Source organism: Clostridium amazonense (assembly GCF_056431285.1).
The window spans coordinates 163,682-185,103 of sequence record NZ_JBWKMH010000024.1 but is presented as its reverse complement, the minus strand read 5'-3'; the positions used below and the strand labels follow the sequence as shown (position 1 = coordinate 185,103).

The window sequence follows — 21,422 nt, the reverse complement described above, 5'->3', positions numbered from 1 at the left end:
TAGAATTTTACTAAAAGGTTATAATCATAAATATAACAATAATTAGGTGGTAGTGATAATGTTAATTTCAGTAAAAATACAAAATTCTATAGAAGTTGAAGATGTTGAAATAGAAAATACTAACTTTAAATCTTTAAACTTAAGAGAAGAACATATAGAAGAATTTTTAAGAAAAAATATAGATGTTATTTTTCAGGATGAAAGTCTTCTTGTGGTTGGAAAACAAGTTGTGAATAAGGAAAATGGAAGAAGTGATTTAACAACAGTAGATGAAAATGGCAATGTTGTGCTTATTGAGATTAAAAGAGATGCTGCGGATATTATACAAAGAAAAGAGGCTTTTGAGTTTCAAGCTATAAGGTATGCTGCAAGTTATGCAAAAATTAAAACTTAAGATGAATTAGTTGATAAGGTTTTTGGAGCATATATTGAAAAGTATAGAGACGAATTTGAACTTGGAGATTTAACAGCTTGCGAAAAGGCATCAAGAATTTTAAATGATTTTCTTGAAAAGAATAATTCATTAAAGACTTTTAATTTAAAGCAGAGAATAATACTTATAGCATCATCTTTTGATAAACAAACATTATCAGCATCTGCTTGGCTTATAGAAAATGGTGTAGATATTAGTTGTTTTCAGTTAAGTCCAATGAAAATAGGACAAGAATATTTTATAGATATAAGTAGAATACTACCTCCGCCATGTTTAGAAGATTTTTATGTTGAGGTGGATAGTAAAAAGATATCAAAATATAAGAATAAGAGTGACACAGCTATAACTAGAACTATACTTCCTGGTATGGATAAGTTATTTCAGTGGGGAATTATCAAAAGTGGAGATATTGTAGTGATTAAAAATAGATACAATTCAGAAGCTACAGTTATTGATAGTAAGTATGTTAATTTTAATAATGAAAAACTTACTTTTAATAAATGGGGACAAAAGGTAACAGGCTGGTCTAGTATTAGAATTTATGATTGGGCTATGATTAAAGGCAATGATAAAACGCTGCATGAACTACGTGAAGAAAAAATGTTATATTTGTAAAATGAAATATAAAAATAACCTAGCATTTGGAGTAAAAGGTTTTCTAATTGCTAGGTTATTTTATTATGTATATTAGATAAATTTTATATTTTATAGGTATCATTGAATAAAATCTTTATCTAAAGATAACCATATTATTAAACAGTTTTATAATATGAGGTAGTATTTATGAATAATGATTTAAAAACTAATAGATTAATTAATGAAAAGTCTCCATATTTGCTTCAACATGCTTATAATCCAGTCAATTGGTATTCATGGTGTGATGAAGCTTTTGAAAAGGCAAAAAAAGAAAATAAACCTATATTTTTAAGTATCGGTTACTCTACATGTCATTGGTGTCATGTTATGGAACATGAGTGTTTTGAAGATGATGAAGTTGCCAGCAAAATGAATGAAAAGTTTGTTTGTATTAAGGTTGATAGAGAAGAAAGACCAGATATTGATAGTGTTTATATGACAGTTTGTCAATCTCTAACTGGTGGAGGGGGATGGCCACTAAGTGTTTTTATAACGCCTAATGCTAACCCATTTTATGCTGGTACATATTTTCCTAAGTATTCTAAATATAATATGCCTGGTTTTTTAGAGATTTTAGATACAATGAGCTTAGAATGGAAAAATAATAGTGAAAAAATAGAAAAAGCAAGTTTAGAGTTTATGCATGAAATATCAAAAGAGTTTGATCCAAAGGAATATAATGAAGATGTTTCTTTTAAAATAGCTGAAGATGGTTATGAATTTTGTAAAAAAATCTTTGATGGTGTTTATGGTGGTTTTGGTAAAGAACCTAAATTTCCAACACCTCATAAGTTACTGTTTCTTTTAAATTATTATAAGATTACTAGTGAATTAGAAGCACTAAATATGGTTGAAAAAACTTTAGAGGGTATGTATAGAGGAGGTATTTTTGATCATGTAGGATTTGGCTTTTCTAGATATTCTACGGATGAAAAATGGTTAGTGCCTCATTTTGAAAAAATGCTTTATGATAATGCATTACTTATAATAGCTTATTTAGAGTGTTATGAATTAACTAAAAAGGATTTTTATAAGGAGGTTGCAATTAAAACTATAGATTATGTTTTAAGAGAACTTAAAGGTAAAGAAAATGGATTTTATTCTGCACAAGATGCAGATAGTGATGGACATGAAGGAAAGTTTTATGTGTTTAACCCATTAGAAATTTGTGAAGTACTTGGAGATGCGGATGGAAAAAGGTTTAATGACTATTTTGATATAACTCCAAGTGGTAATTTTGAAGGAAAAAGCATAGCCAATTTACTATATAATGATAGTTTTGAAAGTAGCAATGAAGAAATTAATAAGTTAAGAGAAAAGGTATTTAAATACAGAAAAGAAAGAACTAATTTATATACAGATGATAAAATACTTACTTCATGGAATGCTTTAATGATAGTTGCTTTATCAAAAGCATATAAAATCCTTAAAAATGATATATATTTAAATGCTGCTGAGAATGCAATTGATTTTATAAAAAGAAATTTAATAAATGAAAAAGGTAGGTTACTTGCAAGATTTAGAGATGGTGAATCTAAATATTTAGCATATTTAGAGGATTATGCTTTTCTTGTATGGGCATTTATTGAAATGTATGAATCAACTGACAAAGAAGCTTATTTGAAAGATGCTATAAAATTTACTAATAGCATGATTGATAAATTTTGGGACGAAAATAAAGGTGGATTCTTCTTATATGGAAATGATGCAGAAAAGTTAATTTTAAGACCAAAAGAATTATATGATGGTGCAATTCCGTCAGGCAATTCTGTAGCGGCATACGTGCTTTTAAAATTATCTAAAATTACACAAGATGAAAAGCTTAAAGAATATACTAAAAAGCAAATAAGATATTTTTTTGCTACAGCTAATAAGTCACCAATATCATATACAATGTATTTAAATGCAGTTATAGAGTATTTAAAGTAATTAAAAAAGTTTTAAAATAGAGATTTAAATTCTTTATTTTAAAACTTTTTTTAGTTGTATAGCAAAACTATAGATTTATATTTAATTGTTTTATTACCTTTAGTACATAAAAATCATATAATAAAAATTAAATACTTTTAATTTTGAAAATATTAATTACAACCTTAAGAAATTTGAAAATAACTCGAAAATATTATATATAGTAAACGTAAGATTAAAGTATTTTAGTGAGGTAAAGGAACTATTTGAAATAGTTCCTTTTATAATAAATATAAAAATAATGAAAGAGGTGACATAATGACTATTATAGATATTGTAAGTAAAGCATATTCCAATAACAGAACAATTTTAAGAGCATTAGAGAATATAAGAGATAATTACACAATATTAGTAAACGATAACTATGAATTGGTTATTGATAGTAAGTATGAGTTAAAAGTTAAAATTCCAAGTTTAACAAAAAGAGATGAATTTGAGTACAAAGATATTGGAGATTATGATTATCCATTAGTTATGTGTATGAGAATATCTGAATCTGTTGGCGACAAGAGATATGGTGAAATTTTAAACAAATTTATGGTATTATACAAAAGTAAATTAGAAATATATTTTAAAGATTTTGGAGTAATAGATAGATTACTAGGAAAAGTAAAAAAACTTAAATATCACATGGAGTATATAACATATATGTGTATTGCACTAGGTGTTTTTGGTGGTGGAGCTCTTTGTATTTTCCCAAGTTTTGAGACTATAACTAAACGTATACTAACAGTGGCAATAATCATATGTTTTGGAATAGCTATAATAGAACAATTTACAAAAGAAAACAGAGTTAAAAAGATGGTAGATGCACATATTAGTGTAATAAAAACTGATTGGTATCAAAGACAACTTCAAAAAGAGCACTCATATATATGCAATTATGTTGGAAAAATAAGAGATTAGTAAAAGCACCTATATAGGGTGCTTTGTTTTATTTTACAAAAATCATATTAGATGTTAAAATTATACATAATATTTACATTTTTAAGGGGGACAACAATGAAGAAGATTGGAGTATTTGAATTAATTTTTATAGAAATTTTGGTTTCTATATTTACTTTTATTTTATTTGGAATAATTGGTGCTATAACAAACTATAATATTACTCGTTTAGGAGAAAGAATTTTTATAGATTCAACTTTAATAATAATTTTATTAATTTATGGAAAGGCAAATAAGAATTCAATTTGTGAAAGATTTAATGATTTCAAAAATAAATTTAATATAAAAGAGATTTTATTACTTTATATTACATTAGCTGTTTTTTCTTTTGGAAGTAGTACTGTAATTACAGCTATAATATATAAATTTAATCCTCAAAAGGCAATTAAGATTATGAATGAAAACCATTATGATGTAAATAATGGACTAGAATTAATAGGAGTCACAATTGCTATAGCTATTTTAGCACCTATATTAGAGGAACTAGTATTTAGAAGAATAATATTTAAGAGTTTTTCTAGAAATATAGGAATAATTTTTGGAGCAATATTATCATCTATAATATTTGGTGCATTGCATTTGGATTCAGTAAAGGCAGGAGCTATGATTTTTGGATTTATAGCATGTATACTATATGAAAAGTATAAAAATATATTAATTCCAATGAGCATTCACATGCTTAACAATACTATTGCATCTATATTTGACATTGTAGGTTTTTTCAATGGAACCTTAAATAAGGATATAGTAAGCAACATAAATCCTACTAAAGACTTAATAATTGGGAGTATACTTTTAATTATAGCAACTATAATACTTGGAAAATATATTTATAACAATAGAAAAATATTTAAGAAAAAGAATAAGACAATAAGTAATGAACAAGTTAATATATAATAAAAATAAATCACCTAGTTAGGTGATTTATTTTTATTCATATTGCTTCCATTCTAATTGTAATTTTGTAAGAAGTTTTCCCTCAGTTGATGTTATTGTGTGAAGCGTGTTAATTTTATCATTTTCATTTTTTATAACTTCAGTTGAAATATGTATAGTATCTCCATAAGATGTTTCCTTTTTAAATAACACCTTAATATTTGATAATCTATAGTTATTCACTATGTCCTCTGGTAATGTGTCAATTGACATCTCAATGTACTTTACATTATTAACATGGTTATTAGAATCAATATCACTATATCTTATAGAATATTCTTTAGAATACTGTGCATTTTCAAGTGATATTAAATCATCTAACACAACAGTTTTATCAAATTCACCAGTAATTCCATAGATATCATATTGATCTGGTGTTATTCTAAGAGGACGTCTTTTTTCAGCATCAATTACTATAGCTGTAGAAAAAGCATCTCCTATAATTTTGCCGTCGGAGTTTTTTATAGTGTAATTTCTATATCCATAGAATTTTTTAATTCCAATAGCCTCAGTATCAACAGTTATCACATCTTTAAATTTAGGATATTCATATATATTTATATCATATTTTAGAAGCACCCAAATGCAACTGTTATGAATTATTCCTTCCTTAGTTTCACCTAATGATTCAGATTGTGCAATCACAACATCCCATAAGTAATTTAATAATGATGAGAACTTACATTTCATTGTAGAATCTACATCATAAACGTTTACTTTATAGTTTTTTTCAAATCTATTACTCAAAAATATTACCCCCTCAAAAATACCACTATTATTTTAAAATAACATAATATGAATTTATATTCAATAAATATATTAAAATTGAATTTGTTTAACATAGTTTATAGAGTATAAAATTATTTTTTGATTATAAAAAAGAACAAATTACTTGAAAAGTATTAAAAAAGAATATATAATAAATGATAATTTTAATATATTTAAATTTGACTTATATAAGTTCATAATCGGTTGAACGTTTCTACCAACTACCGTAAATAGTTGATTATAAGTTAATTCTTTTGTGGAGTTAACTTATAATCAGTAATTGCGGTAGTTTTTTATGTAAATTATAAAGTTGATTCTGTAATAAAAAAATAATAAATTTTAGTAAGGTAAGGAGAAATTATGTTAATTAAAAATATTACACTAATAGATGAAAATTATGATGTTATAAAAGACACTAATATATTAATAGAAGAAAACACTATAATATACATAGGTAAAGAAATTCCTAAATATTATCATGGTGAAGTTTATGATGGAAAAAATAAAGTTGCATCTCCAGGATTTTTTAATACTCATTGCCATGTGCCAATGACATTACTTAGAGGTTATGGTGAAGGACTGCCACTTGATAGATGGTTAAGCGAGAAAATATGGCCATTTGAAAAGCTACTTACAAATGAAGATTGTTATTATGGTTCACTTTTAGGTATTGCAGAAATGATAAAAAGTGGAGTTGTTTCTTTTAATGATATGTATTTTAACTTAGAAGGAATCTCAAAAGCTGTTTCTGAATCAGGAATTAAAGCTAATTTATCTTATGGTTATGCAGATATAGAAGGAAGAAAAGATTATTTTAATGGTCCAGCATATAAAGAAACAAAAGCATTAAATGAATATATAGAAAGCACTAATAGTGATAGAATTAAAGCAGATGTTTCAATACATGCAGTATATAGCTCTTCAGAAGAATCAGTTAGTAAAATATCTGAGTATTGTAATAGTAGAGGCATGAATATGCATATTCATTTATCTGAAACTGAACTTGAAGTAGCAGAATGTAAAAAAAGATTTGGATTAACGCCAGCAGAATATTTCTTGAATTGTGGTACTTTTAGAAGCAATACAACAGCAGCACATTGTGTTTATCTTGAAGGTGATGATTTTTCAATACTTAAAGAAAACAATGTATCAATTGCACATTGCCCAAGTAGTAATTTAAAACTTGGAAGTGGTATAGCCCCTTTAAAAACTATGATGGAGCATGGAATTAATGTAACTATAGGAACAGATGGTGCAGCAAGTAATAACAACTTGAATATGCTAGAAGAAGTTAACTTAGCAGCATTATTACATAAGGGAACTAATAAGGATCCTCTATTTTTAAACTCAAAAGAAATGATGAAAATTTCTTCTTTAAATGGTGCAAAAGCTCAAGGAAGATTTAATTCAGGCGTAATAAAAGTTGGAAATAGAGCAGATATAGTAATTTATGATTTTGATAAACCACATATGCAACCTATACATGATGTATTAGCAAATATACTTTATTCTGCTGAGGCAAATGATATATGTTTATCAATAATAGATGGTAAAATAGTATACAAAGATGGTGTATTTACTAATATAGATATGGAAAAAGTTTATTATAATGTAAATAGAATAAAAAATGAAAAACTAAAAATCATAAATAAGTAAAAAGTATAAGAAAGTAGTCATTAATTTGGCTACTTTTTTTATTTAGTAAATGTGATTTTGTCACAGTATAATTTATATTAAAAGAATATAATAATTTAAACAAGAAAAACTATTAATGTAGTGGAGGTAAAATTGATGTTTTCAATTTTTAAGAAGAATAGTATAAAGTCAATTTTAATAAGTGAATTAGATGAAAAGTTAAATGAGATTAATTTAATAGATATAAGAGAATCATATGAGACAAGTAAAGGGTTTATTAAAGGTTCTAAAAAAGTTCCAATGAGCACTTTACTGAATAACCCTGAAAAATGTTTAAATAAGAAAGATGAGTATTATATAATTTGTCAATCAGGTATGAGAAGCTTAAGAACCTGTAAAATATTAAATAAACTTGGTTATAATGTGTTTAATATAAAAGGTGGTTTCGGATCATATACAGGTAAAAATATAAAAAGATAAAATCTATTTATTGTAGAAAAGAGGTAAGTAGTTATGGCTAAAAAAATATTAATAGTTGGAGGGGTGGCTGGAGGTGCATCAGCTGCTGCTAGATTAAGAAGATTAAATGAAGATGACACAATAATCATGTTTGAAAAAGGACCACATGTATCATTCTCAAATTGTTCCTTACCGTATTATTTAAGTGGAGTTGTTGATGAATGGGAAAAACTTATTTTAATGAATCCTAAAAAGTTTATGTCACAATATAAAATAGAAGCAAGAATTAATAATGAAGTTTTAAGTATAGATAGAAAAAATAAAAAGATAATAGTTAAAGATTTAATAAAAAATGAAATATATGAGGAATATTATGACAAATTAATTTTATCGCCGGGGGCAAATCCTATAGTTCCTAAAATAGAAGGTATGGATAAGACAAATATATTTACTATAAGAAATGTAGTAGATATAAAAAATTTAAATGATTTTATAAAGAAGAATAAATATAAAAATATTGCAATTATCGGTGGAGGGTATATTGGCGTAGAAGCAGCAGAAAATTTAAATAAGGCTGGCTATAATGTTACGCTAATTGAGGCAATGTCACAAGTATTAAAAACTTTTGATTATGATCTTGTTCAAATTTTTCATAAAGAAATGATGGATAAGGGAATTAATTTAATATTAAATGATAAAGTTGTTGGATTTACTGAAAATGAAGTTTTACTTGAATCTGGAAAAAAGGTTCAATCAAAAGTAGTTGTAATGGCAATAGGTGTTACTCCAGATACAACTTTAGCAAAAGAAAGTAAACTTGAAATTGGAAAGACAGGTGCAATAAAAGTAGATTCAACTTATAAAACTAATGATAAAGATATATATTCTATTGGAGATGCAATAGAAGTATTTAATCCATTAATAAAAGATGTAACAAAAATTTCTTTAGCTGGGCCAGCTCAAATTGCAGGAAGAGCTGTAGCTGATAAAATAAATGGAATTCCAGTTAATAATGTAGGGTTTATTGGTTCATCTGCTATAAAGGTATTTGGTTTTAATGGAGCAGCTACTGGATTAAGCGAAGGTCTTATTAAAGCATTGAATATGAATATTAGCTATGATGTTGTACATTTAATAAATAATGATAAAGTAGGAATTATGCCAGATAATAGTAGTATTCATTTTAAATTATTATTTGAAGTACCAACAGGTAAAATTTTGGGAGCACAAGCTATTGGAAAAGGTGATGTTACAAAAAGAATTGATGTAATAGCAACAGCAATTTCATTTGGCGCTACTGTAGAACAACTTAAAAATATAAATCTCTGTTATGCACCACCATTTGGAACAGCAAAGGATATTGTGAATTTTGCAGGCTATATTGGTTCTAATCTTTTAAATAAAAACTTTAAGCAAGTAAGAGTTAATAAAATAAGAGATTTAATTGAATCAGGCGCATGTATAATAGATGTAAGAGAAACAAACGAATATAATAATGGTCATATTAAAGGAGTTAAAAATATTCCATTTAGTGAAATTAGAAATAGAATAGATGAAATTCCTAAGGATGAACCAGTATATCTTCATTGTAGAACAGGACAAAGAAGTTACAATGTATCATTATTATTACAAAATTTAGGGTTTGACAATATATATAATATTACTGGAAGCTTCTTAGCTTTAAGCTATTATGAATACTTTAATGACAAAACATTAAATAGAGACAGCATATTAACTGATTATAATTTTAATTAAATAACTCATCACATAATTAGAAAACATTAAATTTATAGTTTATTAATAAAAAAACTCATAGAAGCAGCTAATAGAGATAAATCTATTAGTTGCTTTTCTTTATTATAGAGTAATTTGAGCTTTAAAATTTATTACTTTCTAAGTAGTTATATAATAAATTAAATAAAAACTTAATAATTTACCTTAAAAAAATATATAAGTTAAGTTGCAAAACAAGTTATAAGGAAATAATATAATATTATGTAAAAATATAATTAAAATGTATATTTAAAACAAATAAGGTGATAAAATATAAGAGTTGAATATCAGAAAATTCAGTTTAATGTAGTTTGTTAAAAATTTTAATTATACTATTTCATAAAAAAGGGGGAGAAATTAGTGAATTACAATGTTGATTTAATTGCAAGTAGTGCAATTAACATATTAATGCTTTTAATTCTACTATATTTAATTTTTAATAATACTGTTATGTCATCTAAAACAATGAAAGCATATATAATTGTAACTATTATGACTATTATAATTATAATTGCAGAAATAGCTACAAATATATTTGATTTATCTGGATCTAAATTTCGTACTTATAATATAATTGCTAATATTATTGGGTTCTCAATTTCTCCTCTAATTTCTGTGATATTAGCAGTGGTATTTGATGAAAAATTATATAAAAAAATTAAATATATTATAATACCAAGTATTTTAAATGCAGCAGTATTTATTTTATCTCCATGGACAAGTTGGACATTTTCTATATCAATGAATAATGAATATTCTAGAGGACCATGTTTTAGTGTTTACGTAGTAACATATATATTTGGATTAATAATTCTTATGATTTCTAATTATAATCAATGTGCTAAATTTCAACTTAGTGAAAAAATATTCTTAGTTATACTTTATTTAATTATAATAATTGGAACAACTATTCAAGTTTTATTTCCAAGTATACATTCTACTTGGCACAGTATAAGTTTAGTTCTTGTTATGTATTATCTTTTTCAAAGAGAATTACAATTTAAATATGATGTAGTAACTAATTTATTAAATAGACAAGAATTTGAGAAAAATTTGAAGCATATAAAGAAATCAAAAAACATAGGAGTGATTTTACTTGATTTAGATAATTTCAAAAAAATAAATGATACTTATGGTCATTTAGTTGGAGATTATTGTCTTAAAATATCAGGAGAAATAATTAAAAAAAGTTTTAGTAAAATAGGGCATTGTTACAGAATTGGTGGAGATGAATTTTGTGTTATTGCACCTAATATAGAAGAAAATGATATAAATAAATGTATAAAATGTATGATAAATGATATAGATGATGCCAGAATAAATGATCCAGTAATGCCTACAATTTCGTGTGGATATAGTATTAGTACTAGAAATGCAAGTCAGGACATACTAAAGTCTGTGGAAGAAGCCGATTCTAATATGTATCTATGTAAAAATATGAGTAAATAAAAGTGATATAGGACACATTATTTATAAGTTTAATAATGTGTCCTTAATATTTATTTGCTTAAATTTGAGTTCATTCTATTACAAGAACCTTTACCATTTCCTCTTAAACCTTTATTTAATCCATAATTAGGCTTTTCAGATTTATTTTCTCCAGGAGTTGTACAAGTACTAGATCTTTCTATCATATCTTTTTTTATTTCTGCAGCTCTTTCTTCAGTAATAGTGCCATTTTCTAAAGCAGCATCAACCCTTTTAAGTTTATCATCTAATACAGATTGTTTTGCATCTTCAAATGATAAGCCACTATCCATAAGAGTTTCAACTTTTGTATTTGTATTATTTGTGCTTTTAGTCATTGTTGAATTATTAGCTGCAAAAGTTAAAGTACTACCTCCTATTACAAGAACACAAGTTAATGATAATGCTAAAATTGATTTTTTCATAAATGATCAACCTCCAAATTTAATATTTAATCTATGTTTAAATTTTAAATTTTTAATGTAACAAATATGTCACAAGAGTTTAATATTTTTATAAAAATAAATTATTTAAAAGATTTTAGTGATATCCAAAACTCAACACCATCACAATGATTTATAACACCGTACGTTCCATTGTGTAATTTACAAATTTGAGCTACTATAGTTAACCCAAGACCGACTCTTTTTTCTTTAAAATTACGGACTTTATCAATTCTAACAAAACCATTCCATATGTTTTCAATATAAGTATTAGGTATATTTAATCCACTATTAAATACTGAAATTAAAATTGAATTATCTATATTTTTAATAGATAAATGTATTATTTTATTATTATCAACATGGCTTATAGCATTATTAATATAGTTTTGAATAGCCTGTTCTATTCTTATTTCATCACAAAATGAATATGATTTTTGAAAATCTATAGAAAGATTTATTTGATTTTTATTAAAAATTAAAGAATTTTTCTTAATTATTTTTTCTAATAGTTCATCAATACAAACTTTTTTTAAGTTTAACTTAAATGTATTAGATTGAAACTTATATAAGTCTAATAAATCATTTACTATAACACTCATTCTTTCAGACTCATCATTAATTATATTAATATAATAACTCATATCATCGCTACTTAAAGGTAAATCTTCGTTTAAAATTTGAGCATATCCAGATATAACAGCTATTGGACTTTTTAATTCATGAGAAATAGAAGATATAAATTCTCTTCGTAATTCTTCATTTTTCTTTTCATCTTCAATAAGAGTTATTAATTTAGAATTTTTATTTTTTAATTCAGTTAATGTAGTATTTATTTTATTTGAAAGTATGTTTACACTAGTGGCCAAATCACCAAGTTCATCTTTAGTTTTAACAATTATTGGGTCAGAAAAATCTAAATTACTTATTTTTGCAGTTTTCATTGTTATATCTATAATTGGTTTAGTAAATTTTCTTGCAAAAATTGAAGTAAGTAAAATTATTATAAATGTTATTGGTATAAATATATTTAAAAGCAATGTAACAGATTTTATTGCTGCATCATCTATAAAGTTAATAGATATTTGAACAGTAATTTCGAAATCATTAATAGTGCTAATTATAGATAAAAAATTTACACCTGTAGATCTATCATGGATAATTTCTTCAATCATACCATTTTCTAATGTAGTACTTTCAACTACCTGAAATCGATTTAAATGATTGCCCATACCTTGTCCGTTACCATTTTTGTGAGTTGAAAACACAGTTTTTCTAGAAGATAAGTTATTAATTTTAATTTCAACATTATATTTATTTGATATAGAAGGAATAACATTTTCATAGCTAATTGAACTACTATTTTTTAAAGTGTTTTGGATTTCAATACTTGCATTTTGCATATCCAATAGGCGCTCTTTCTTAAAATATGTTTTAAATGTTAATCCATAAATTAAAATACCACATAAAAATATAGTTAAAATTAATAGTATTCCAATTATTAATTTTTGTTTAATAGACTTCATTATTATTCACCTAATTTATAGCCATACCCTCTAATAGTCTGTAGATATGTAGAGTAAGCTCCAAGTTTATTTCTTAAACGATTAATATGTGTATCAACTGTTCTTGTATCACCAAAATAAGTATCACCCCAAATACGAGTTAATAGAGTATCTCGACTTATAACTATATTTATATTTTTTAAGAAATATAATAATATAGCATATTCTTTAGGATTTAAATCAACATTAATATCATCAAGTTTAACTGAATGTGTAGCTTCATCAATAGATATACCTTTAAAAGTTAATAAATTATTATTACTTGGCTTTAATAAACGTTTAATTCTAGCTAGTACTAGTGCAATATTAAAAGGTTTAGTTATATAGTCATCAACACCAATATCAAATCCAAAAAGTTCATCTAAATCACTATCCTTTGCAGTAAGCATAATTATAGGGACATTTGATGTTTTCCTAATTTCTTTACAAACAATCCATCCGTCATATACAGGCATCATAACATCTAATATGACTAAATCAACTTGATAATTCTTAAAACTTAATAAAGCATCTTCACCATTATTTGCAGTTATTACACCATAACCGTTAAACTTTAAATAATCAGATAATAATTTTAAAATTCTTTCATCATCATCTGCAATTAAAATATTCATAACATACACCACCTTAAATACAAAAATTAGATTTTATAACAATTATATAGGAAACTTAACTTTATTAATAATAAAAAATATCGTAAATAAAGCTAAAGTTTTTATATTTTATTTTAAACAAAATGAAAGTATATTATTAAATTTAGATAAATATAATTAAATTTGGTTTTATATACTTAATTTACAACAATATCAAAAGTTAAATTTTACAAGTAATATATTTACAAAATTTATATAGTAGTTTATAATTATACCTAGATTTACTATGTATAGAATAACAAGGTATAGGAGGTGATATTATGGCTATTAATAAAGAACTCATGAAAGGAAGTACATCAATACTTATATTAAGTCTTTTAAATCGAAAAGATATGTATGGATATGAGATGATTAAAGAGATTGAACTTCGGTCAAAAGGTGTTTTTTCATTTAAAGAGGGTACACTGTATCCAATACTTCATGCTTTAGAAAAAGAAAGTTTTATAGAGTCTTATTGGGAATTGAGCGAAGGGGGAAGAAAGAGAAAATATTATAAAATTACTGATGAAGGTAAAACAAGCCTTAAAGAAAAAGAAAATGAATGGAAGTTATTTAGTTCAACAGTAAATGGTGTTTTATGGGAGGGGATTGTATGTCATTAATAGATGACAAGAGAGTTTATGAGTATTTAGAAAATGTCTGTAGATTGATTAAAAATAAATCTGTACATGAAGACATAAAAGATGAATTATTATGTCATATAGAAGATAGAGTTGAAATAGAAATTTCATCTGGAAAATCTATAGATGAATCTATTGAAATTGCAATTTGTAATATGGGGGATTTTAAAACTGTTGGTAAGGAACTTGGGAAAATACACAAATCTACACCAGATTGGTTATTATTAATTATCACAGGAATGCTGATAACTTTAGGAATGGTAAGTTTAGCAATGCCAGATAATAATTATAATAATCTAAGTGAAAATTTTTTTATTAGAAGTTTATCATATGGCATATTAGGTTTATTAGTATTAATTGTATTACAAAAATTTGATTATAAAAGTTTAAAGAAACATTCTGTAAATATTTATATAGGTACATGGGCTATATTAATTTTAACAGTATTATTTTCTACTTACATAAGTAAATTTATAATACTTCATAAAATAGCTTTTAGTTTTATAAATATGTCTCCATTTGTCTTTGTAATTGCATTATGTGGGGTATTCGATAATTATAATTGGAATAATAAAGAATGTTTAAAATGCTTAATTATGTCACTTATGCCTGCTCTATTTTTTATACTTATTCCATCACTTCCAAATGCAATGATATATAGCATATCTATTATGACAGTTGTTATAGTAGCAGGCATGAAAAAAATATACATTTCTTTATTAGGTGGATTTTCTGTTATTCTTTTCTACTTAATGGTGTGGTCACAACCATATAGAATAAGCAGGATTTTTACTTTTTTAAATTATGATCAAGATATAAATGGTCAGGGTTATATTTATAACACAATAGCAAAACTTATAAAATCTTCAAAATTTATAGGTCAAGGTAACATTAGTATATTAGAAACACTACCAAATGCTAAAATAGATTTTGTACTTATTTATATCTTATCTACATTTGGGTGGATTGCTGCTATCTCTTTAATAATATTAGTACTTGCATTCATAATGAGAATTGGAATTGTATACTTTAAAATTAAAAACAAATATGGGAAATTACTAATTATTGGATTGTTTATGTTATTCCTTGTTCAATTTTCAATAAGTATATTAATGAACCTATGCTTATTTCCTATTTTAGGCGTAAATATGCCATTCATAAGTTATGGTATAGCAAACCTTTTCATTAGTATAATTTCAATTGGTATAATAAGTAGTATCTACAAATGGGAAAATGTCAAAGTAGTCGTTGATGAATAAAAGATTAATATAGAATTTAGGTGAAACTATGAGTAATACATTAAATTATTATAATTCTTATTTTGATGAGTATTATGATAAAACAGTTGGTATAGATATGATTAATTTATATGATAAATTTTTAAGATATATGAATTATGGTGGTGATATTTTAGATTTAGGTTGTGGTTCAGGTAGGGATAGTTTTTTCTTTAGTAAAAAAGGCTATAATGTTACTGCAATTGATGGGAGTGAAAATCTTGCAAGGAAAGCTTCTAAGCTTTTAGGTAAGGAAGTTAAGGTATGTAAGTTTAAAGATTTGGATTTAAATAAAGAGCAATTTGATGGGGTTTGGGCATTAGCATCATTACTTCATGTTAGTAAGGATAGTATTGTAGATGTTATTAATAATGTTAGCCATGGTTTAAAAGATGGTGGAGTTTTTTATATGTCTTTTAAGTACGGTGACATTGAATATATAGATTGTAATGATAGATATTTTAATTGCTATACAGAAGACAGCTTTAAAGATGTTTTAAAAGAAGTTAAAAGCTTAAAGATTATAGAAATGTATAAAACAGAGGATAAAATGCTAAATAGAGATAATTTAGTTTGGCTAAATGTTTTATGCATGAAAAACAATAATTAAGATGAAGCCATATTAGTTTATGGCTTTATTTTTTTATGGATAGTATAATGTAAATAATTAGGGGGGATTTATATGAAAAGTAAATGCTATTTTACTTTATCAGTATTATTAATAATAAGTTCAATAATATTAATCTTTGTAGGATTAAAGATTAAATTAACAATTACATTTATTTCATTATTAGGGCTATTTATAGGGGTTATTATGTTAATGCATTGGAGTACAATAAGTTATGAGTGGGTATGTGATGAGTGTAACGAGAAATTCAATATTTCTTTAAAGGATAATGTTTTTGGAGTTAATGGAGGAGTTAACTATAAAAGGTTACATTGTCCTAAATGCAATAAATATACTATGTGCAAAGGAATTAAAAAAGAATAAGAATTTAAATTTATATAAATATGAGGTTAGTATATGGTGATAAATAAAATTTTAGAAACTAATGAGGAATTAATTATAGAAAAGGAAATAGAAATAGGTTCTAATCGTAATGTTAGTACTGGAGATAGAAATTATCTTTACTATAAACTTAAAGAGAGCTTTAAAAGTGCTAAGTCTATTGATATTATAGTTTCTTTTTTGATGGAGTCAGGTGTTAAACTTATTTTGAAAGATTTAGAAGAAGCTCTTAGTAGAAATGTAAAAATTCGAATTTTAACAGGAAATTATCTGAATATAACTCAGCCAGAAGCGTTATATCTTTTAAAAGATAAGTTAAAGAATAGAGTTGATTTAAGATTTTACAATATAAAAAACAAGTCATTTCATCCAAAGTCTTATATGTTTCATAATGATCTAGATAGTGAAATTTATATAGGTTCATCAAATATTTCAAGAGGAGCGTTAACTTCTTCTATAGAATGGAATTATAGATTTTTAAAGTCAGAGCATAAAAGTGATTATGAAGAGTTTCAAAATACATTTGACGATCTTTTCTTTAATCATTCAATTATTATAGATGATGAAGTTTTAGAAAGCTATTCTAAAAGCTGGGTTAGACCGCATGTGTATAAAGATTTAGATAATAGTAGTAAAGAAATGAAGGTTATAGATATTGTGGAGCCAAGAGGTGCTCAAATAGAGGCATTGTATTCTTTAAATAAATCTAGATTAGAAGGGTTTGACAAAGGTCTTGTTGTTGCAGCTACAGGTATTGGAAAGACATATTTGGCAGCTTTTGATTCTAAGAAATATGAAAGAGTTTTGTTTGTTGCGCATAGAGAGGAAATAATAAAACAAGGTGCTGAAAGTTTCAAAATAGTAAATAAAACAGATGATATAGGATTTTTTTATGGTGATAATAAGTCTACAAATAATAGAATAGTTTTTGCTTTGGTTCAAACTCTAGGTAAGAGTGAATATTTGAATTCAAACTATTTTGAAAGAGATTATTTTGATTATATAGTTATAGACGAATTTCATCATGCTACATCAAATAATTATAAAAATATTATAGAGTATTTTACACCTAAGTTTATGCTTGGGCTTACAGCAACACCAGAAAGACTTGATTCAAAAGATGTTTTTGCAATTTGTGATTATAATACAGTTTATGAAGTTAGGCTTAAAGATGCAATAAATAAAGGATGGTTAGTACCTTTTAGATATTATGGAATTTATGATGAGACTGTTGAATATTCAAGTATAGAACTTAAAAATGGAAAATATAATGATAAACAATTAGAAGAAGCTCTAATGATTAATAAGAGAGCTAATCTTATTCTAAATAATTACTTAAAATATAATTCAAAGTCTGCTATTGGATTTTGTACTAGTAAAAGCCATGCAAAGTATATGGCAGATTATTTTAATTCTAATGATGTAAAATCATTAGCTGTTTATAGCGGAAGTTGTAGCGTTCCAAGGGAAGAAGCTCTTAATAAACTTAAAAGTGGAGAAATAAAAGTTATATTTTCAGTGGATATGTTTAATGAGGGATTAGACATTCCATCTATAGATATGGTTTTATTTTTAAGACCAACACAATCTCCAACTATTTTCTTACAACAGCTTGGAAGAGGACTTAGAAAATATAAAGATAAAAAGCACTTAAATGTATTAGATTTTATAGGAAATTATAAAAAAGCAAATTTAATACCATTTTTACTTACAGGAAAAGACAAAGTAGAAAGTGGTAAAACTAGAAGTAATCCCATGACTTATGGTTATCCAGAGGAGTGTGTAGTAGATTTTGACTTTAGACTTATAGATATTTTCAAGAAAATGGCTGAAAAAGAAATATCTATAGCAGAGAAGATAAAAGAAGAGTTTTATAGAATAAAAGAAGAGATTGGACATAGACCAAGTAGAGTAGAGTTCTTCATTAATATGGATAGTGATATTTATGATAATTTAAAAACTAAAGCTAAGATAAATCCACTTAATAATTATATGGAATTTTTATATGAAAATAATGAGCTTAGTGAGGAAGAACTTGAATTATATAACACAATAGGACGAGAGTTTATAAATATGATAGAAACTACATCTATGAGTAAATCATATAAGATGCCTCTATTTTTAGCATTTTATAATTCTGGTAATATAAAAATGAGTATTAATGAAGAAGATGTATATGAAAGTTTTAAGGCTTTTTATGAAAAGGGAAGTAATAAAGTAGATATGTTAAAAGATAAAGGAACAGCTGATTTTGAAAGCTGGGATAAAAAAAGATATATAAAGTTAGCAAAAGACAATCCTATAAAAGCACTTTTAAAAACTCATAGTGACTTTTTTAGAAAAGATGATAATTGTGTATTAGGTTTTTATAGTGATATGAAAATATTTATTAGCAATGAAACATTTAAGAAACATTTTAAAGATGCTATAGATTTAAGAACTTTGAAATATTATGAAACAAGACATAATATAAAAAATAAGTAAAAGGAGGATGCTTTATGAAGATTTATGATAAGCTTGTGAGAGATTTGATTCCAGATATAATAAGTAAGGATGATTCTGTGTGTGATATAAAAATTTGTGATAAAGATGAGTTGTCAAAACGATTAGAGGATAAGCTAAAGGAGGAGGTTAGTGAGTATTTAGAAGATAAAAATCTAGAAGAACTTGCTGATGTTATGGAGGTATTGTTTGGACTTGCACATAGTTTAGGTTATAGTGAAGAAGACCTAATGAAGAAAAGGGAAGAGAAGTTAGCTTTAAGAGGTGGATTTAAGAAGGGGATAATTCTTAAAAGCGTAAGTAAAAAGTAGTGTTAATTTTTTAGGGGGCTATGGGGATGGTTAATATTAAAGTAGTCGATGAAAGTAATTACAAAGCATGTTTCAATATTAAGGTTAAATATGAACAAGAAAAATTTATAACAAATCATATAGAATGCTTAGCAAAAGCATATGTTTATAGAGAATTCGTTTATCCATTTGCTATTTATAATGATGATTTGGTCATTGGATTTGTCATGATTAGATTCAATAAGGAATTTAACAATTATTTTATTTGGCAATTTATGATTGATGAAAAATGTCAAGGTAAAGGATATGGAAAACAATCTATGAATAGAGTTTTAGAATGGATTAAGTCTGATGGGAAAAGTAATGAAGTAGTTATAACTTACATTGAAGGTGATGACATAGCTAAGAACCTATATACAAGTTTAGGTTTTAAGGAATTTCAAAATTTTGATGGTGAAGTTGATATGATTAAAAAAATAGCTAGGTAGAAAATATTCTACCTAGCTATTTTAGATGTGTCGAATAATAAAAAATAATAAAAAAAGCGACAATAAAATTTTAAAAATAGTTTAATACGAAAAATATCAATATAATTTATGAAGACAACTTAAAGGAAATAATAAGTTTGATAAAAAAACCGTATATTCTTATTAAAAGAAATAATTGCAAAAAAAGTGATAAGCAAGCTCTATTGAAAATGATTATCATTGATGATATATTTGTTTTATGGTTAATTTTAATTGTGATTTAGAATAGTTTGAAAGTATATTTAAATATTAGTAATGATATTATTAAAGACATAAATGACTTAGGAATTGAAGATGTATGTAGGAGGTAATAGAAATGATTAGCAATAATATCATTGATATTAGAGATGTTAAAGAAAATCAACTAGATATTGTTGGAGGAAAAGGTGTAAATCTTGGAATAATGATATCAAACAATATACAAGTTCTAGATGGGTTTATAATAACAGCTTATGCTTACAAAAATTATCTTGAATATAATGGTATATTAAAGGATATAGAAGAAAAAATAAATAAATTTAATGAAAATGATATTGAGTTAGAACTAGAAAAAATTAGAGAAAATATCTTAAATGGAGAATTCTCGAATAATATAAAACAAGAAATACTGAAAAAATATGATAGATTTAGCATACCAATTCATGTTGCTGTAAGATCATCAGCTACTGCAGAGGATTTACCAGAGGCAAGTTTTGCAGGGCAGCAAGAAACATATTTAAATGTTACTAAAAAAGAAGAGTTACTTTTATCAATAAAGAAATGTTATGCATCTCTTTGGAGTAATAGATCCTTTCTTTATAGAACTAATAATAATTTTAATCATCTTGAAGTTTCCATTGCTGTGGTTGTTCAGGAAATGGTAAACTCTGAGGCCTCAGGGGTTTTATTTACAGCAAACCCGAGTACAGGAAGCAATGAAATGATTATTGATGCTTCATATGGATTAGGTGAAGCTATTGTATCAGGAAAAGTTAATCCAGATAATTATGTACTTGATAGTGATGGAAAAGAAATTCATACAAAAATAGGGAATAAAAAAATATCTATTGTATACTCTGAGAATGGAACAAAGGAAATAGATAATTCAAATAAAATGAGAGAAGAAAGATGTCTTAGTAAGGACAACCTAAAAGATTTATTTAGTGTATCAATGAATATTAAAAAATTATATAAAAAGCCAATGGATATTGAGTGGGCCATAAAAAATAACAGAGTTTATATTTTGCAGGCAAGACCAATAACTACTATAAAAAAAGTTAAGAAACCACAAAAAAAGTATTCTGACAAGGAAAAGAAATATTTAAATAATATGATTGAACATTTTCCTGTTCATTGTTATCCACTGGATTATGAAATTGCAATGATACTACAAAATATGAAGTTTGAGTTATTTAAGGAAGTTGGGATAAATTTAAAGAGTCCAATTTATATGGATAATGATGGAATTATACAGATGAATAAAATTAAGTTTAATTTAAATTTTAAAATTTTAAAATTTTAAAATTTTAAAATTCCC

At 25.4% G+C, this 21,422-nt stretch carries 21 protein-coding genes and 1 riboswitch; of the genes, 17 read left to right on the top strand and 4 right to left on the bottom strand.

The features are described 5' to 3' along the window. Positions 1-58 precede the first annotated feature (58 nt). The 5 genes from AC07E4_RS10225 (at position 59) to AC07E4_RS10205 (ending at position 4,879) form a co-directional block, all read left to right on the top strand. On the top strand, positions 59-394 hold the full coding sequence (locus AC07E4_RS10225) for a hypothetical protein (protein ID WP_478216322.1): 336 nt from the start codon (positions 59-61) through the stop codon (positions 392-394). 255 nt (positions 395-649) lie between these two features. Then, positions 650-1,048 (top strand): hypothetical protein, encoded by a 399-nt coding sequence (locus AC07E4_RS10220; RefSeq protein ID WP_478216321.1) that lies wholly within the window; start codon positions 650-652, stop codon positions 1,046-1,048. A 168-nt stretch (positions 1,049-1,216) separates the two neighbouring features. Beyond that, positions 1,217-2,998, top strand: a complete 1,782-nt coding sequence (locus tag AC07E4_RS10215) for a thioredoxin domain-containing protein (protein WP_478216320.1) — start codon at positions 1,217-1,219, stop codon at positions 2,996-2,998. A gap of 297 nt (positions 2,999-3,295) precedes the next feature. Beyond that, positions 3,296-3,943 (top strand): hypothetical protein, encoded by a 648-nt coding sequence (locus tag AC07E4_RS10210; protein ID WP_478216319.1) that lies wholly within the window; start codon positions 3,296-3,298, stop codon positions 3,941-3,943. 96 nt (positions 3,944-4,039) lie between these two features. Next, entirely contained in the window at positions 4,040-4,879 is an 840-nt protein-coding gene (locus tag AC07E4_RS10205; protein ID WP_478216318.1) for a lysostaphin resistance A-like protein, read from the top strand. A gap of 33 nt (positions 4,880-4,912) precedes the next feature. On the opposite strand, the gene AC07E4_RS10200 is transcribed toward AC07E4_RS10205, so the two are convergent. Then, on the bottom strand, positions 4,913-5,665 hold the full coding sequence (locus AC07E4_RS10200) for an acyl-[acyl-carrier-protein] thioesterase (RefSeq protein ID WP_478216317.1): 753 nt from the start codon (positions 5,663-5,665) through the stop codon (positions 4,913-4,915). A gap of 185 nt (positions 5,666-5,850) precedes the next feature. Then, positions 5,851-5,947, top strand: a riboswitch (purine riboswitch). Between the two features lie 99 nt (positions 5,948-6,046). Between AC07E4_RS10200 and AC07E4_RS10195 the strand changes: the two genes are divergently transcribed. From AC07E4_RS10195 to AC07E4_RS10180, 4 genes are all read left to right on the top strand, one after another. Then, the gene (locus tag AC07E4_RS10195; protein WP_478216316.1) at positions 6,047-7,342 is read left to right on the top strand and encodes an amidohydrolase; all 1,296 of its coding nucleotides are present in this window, start codon (positions 6,047-6,049) and stop codon (positions 7,340-7,342) included. A gap of 135 nt (positions 7,343-7,477) precedes the next feature. Then, positions 7,478-7,801, top strand: coding sequence for a rhodanese-like domain-containing protein (locus tag AC07E4_RS10190; RefSeq protein WP_040328900.1), 324 nt, complete (start codon positions 7,478-7,480; stop codon positions 7,799-7,801). A gap of 33 nt (positions 7,802-7,834) precedes the next feature. Then, positions 7,835-9,535 (top strand): FAD-dependent oxidoreductase, encoded by a 1,701-nt coding sequence (locus AC07E4_RS10185; RefSeq protein WP_478216315.1) that lies wholly within the window; start codon positions 7,835-7,837, stop codon positions 9,533-9,535. A 378-nt stretch (positions 9,536-9,913) separates the two neighbouring features. Then, the gene (locus AC07E4_RS10180) at positions 9,914-11,002 is read left to right on the top strand and encodes a GGDEF domain-containing protein (protein ID WP_478216314.1); all 1,089 of its coding nucleotides are present in this window, start codon (positions 9,914-9,916) and stop codon (positions 11,000-11,002) included. Positions 11,003-11,052: 50 nt separating this feature from the next. Here AC07E4_RS10180 and AC07E4_RS10175 read toward each other — a convergent pair whose 3' ends face one another. The 3 genes from AC07E4_RS10175 to AC07E4_RS10165 all read right to left on the bottom strand — a co-directional run bounded on the left by AC07E4_RS10175 (position 11,053) and on the right by AC07E4_RS10165 (position 13,642). Further along, on the bottom strand, positions 11,053-11,445 hold the full coding sequence (locus AC07E4_RS10175; protein ID WP_478216313.1) for a hypothetical protein: 393 nt from the start codon (positions 11,443-11,445) through the stop codon (positions 11,053-11,055). 101 nt (positions 11,446-11,546) lie between these two features. Then, complete coding sequence (locus tag AC07E4_RS10170; RefSeq protein WP_478216312.1) at positions 11,547-12,989, bottom strand: sensor histidine kinase; 1,443 nt, start codon at positions 12,987-12,989, stop codon at positions 11,547-11,549. A gap of 2 nt (positions 12,990-12,991) precedes the next feature. After that, on the bottom strand, positions 12,992-13,642 hold the full coding sequence (locus AC07E4_RS10165; protein WP_040328905.1) for a response regulator transcription factor: 651 nt from the start codon (positions 13,640-13,642) through the stop codon (positions 12,992-12,994). Between the two features lie 299 nt (positions 13,643-13,941). Here AC07E4_RS10165 and AC07E4_RS10160 point away from each other — a divergent pair, with 299 nt between their 5' ends. From AC07E4_RS10160 to AC07E4_RS10125, 8 genes are all read left to right on the top strand, one after another. Continuing rightward, entirely contained in the window at positions 13,942-14,283 is a 342-nt protein-coding gene (locus AC07E4_RS10160; protein ID WP_040328906.1) for a PadR family transcriptional regulator, read from the top strand. Next, positions 14,274-15,560 (top strand): FtsW/RodA/SpoVE family cell cycle protein, encoded by a 1,287-nt coding sequence (locus tag AC07E4_RS10155; protein WP_478216311.1) that lies wholly within the window; start codon positions 14,274-14,276, stop codon positions 15,558-15,560. Before AC07E4_RS10160 ends, AC07E4_RS10155 begins: the two co-directional genes overlap by 10 nt. 28 nt (positions 15,561-15,588) lie before the next feature. After that, entirely contained in the window at positions 15,589-16,188 is a 600-nt protein-coding gene (locus AC07E4_RS10150) for a class I SAM-dependent methyltransferase (protein ID WP_478216310.1), read from the top strand. Positions 16,189-16,260: 72 nt separating this feature from the next. Beyond that, positions 16,261-16,569, top strand: a complete 309-nt coding sequence (locus AC07E4_RS10145; RefSeq protein ID WP_478216309.1) for a hypothetical protein — start codon at positions 16,261-16,263, stop codon at positions 16,567-16,569. Positions 16,570-16,602: 33 nt separating this feature from the next. Beyond that, entirely contained in the window at positions 16,603-19,071 is a 2,469-nt protein-coding gene (locus tag AC07E4_RS10140) for a DEAD/DEAH box helicase family protein (protein ID WP_478216308.1), read from the top strand. A gap of 14 nt (positions 19,072-19,085) precedes the next feature. After that, positions 19,086-19,400, top strand: a complete 315-nt coding sequence (locus tag AC07E4_RS10135) for a phosphoribosyl-ATP pyrophosphohydrolase (protein WP_430829252.1) — start codon at positions 19,086-19,088, stop codon at positions 19,398-19,400. A 26-nt stretch (positions 19,401-19,426) separates the two neighbouring features. Continuing rightward, on the top strand, positions 19,427-19,867 hold the full coding sequence (locus AC07E4_RS10130) for a GNAT family N-acetyltransferase (RefSeq protein ID WP_478216307.1): 441 nt from the start codon (positions 19,427-19,429) through the stop codon (positions 19,865-19,867). A 355-nt stretch (positions 19,868-20,222) separates the two neighbouring features. Continuing rightward, the gene (locus AC07E4_RS10125; RefSeq protein ID WP_478216306.1) at positions 20,223-21,407 is read left to right on the top strand and encodes a PEP/pyruvate-binding domain-containing protein; all 1,185 of its coding nucleotides are present in this window, start codon (positions 20,223-20,225) and stop codon (positions 21,405-21,407) included. The last annotated feature ends 15 nt before the right edge of the window (positions 21,408-21,422 follow it).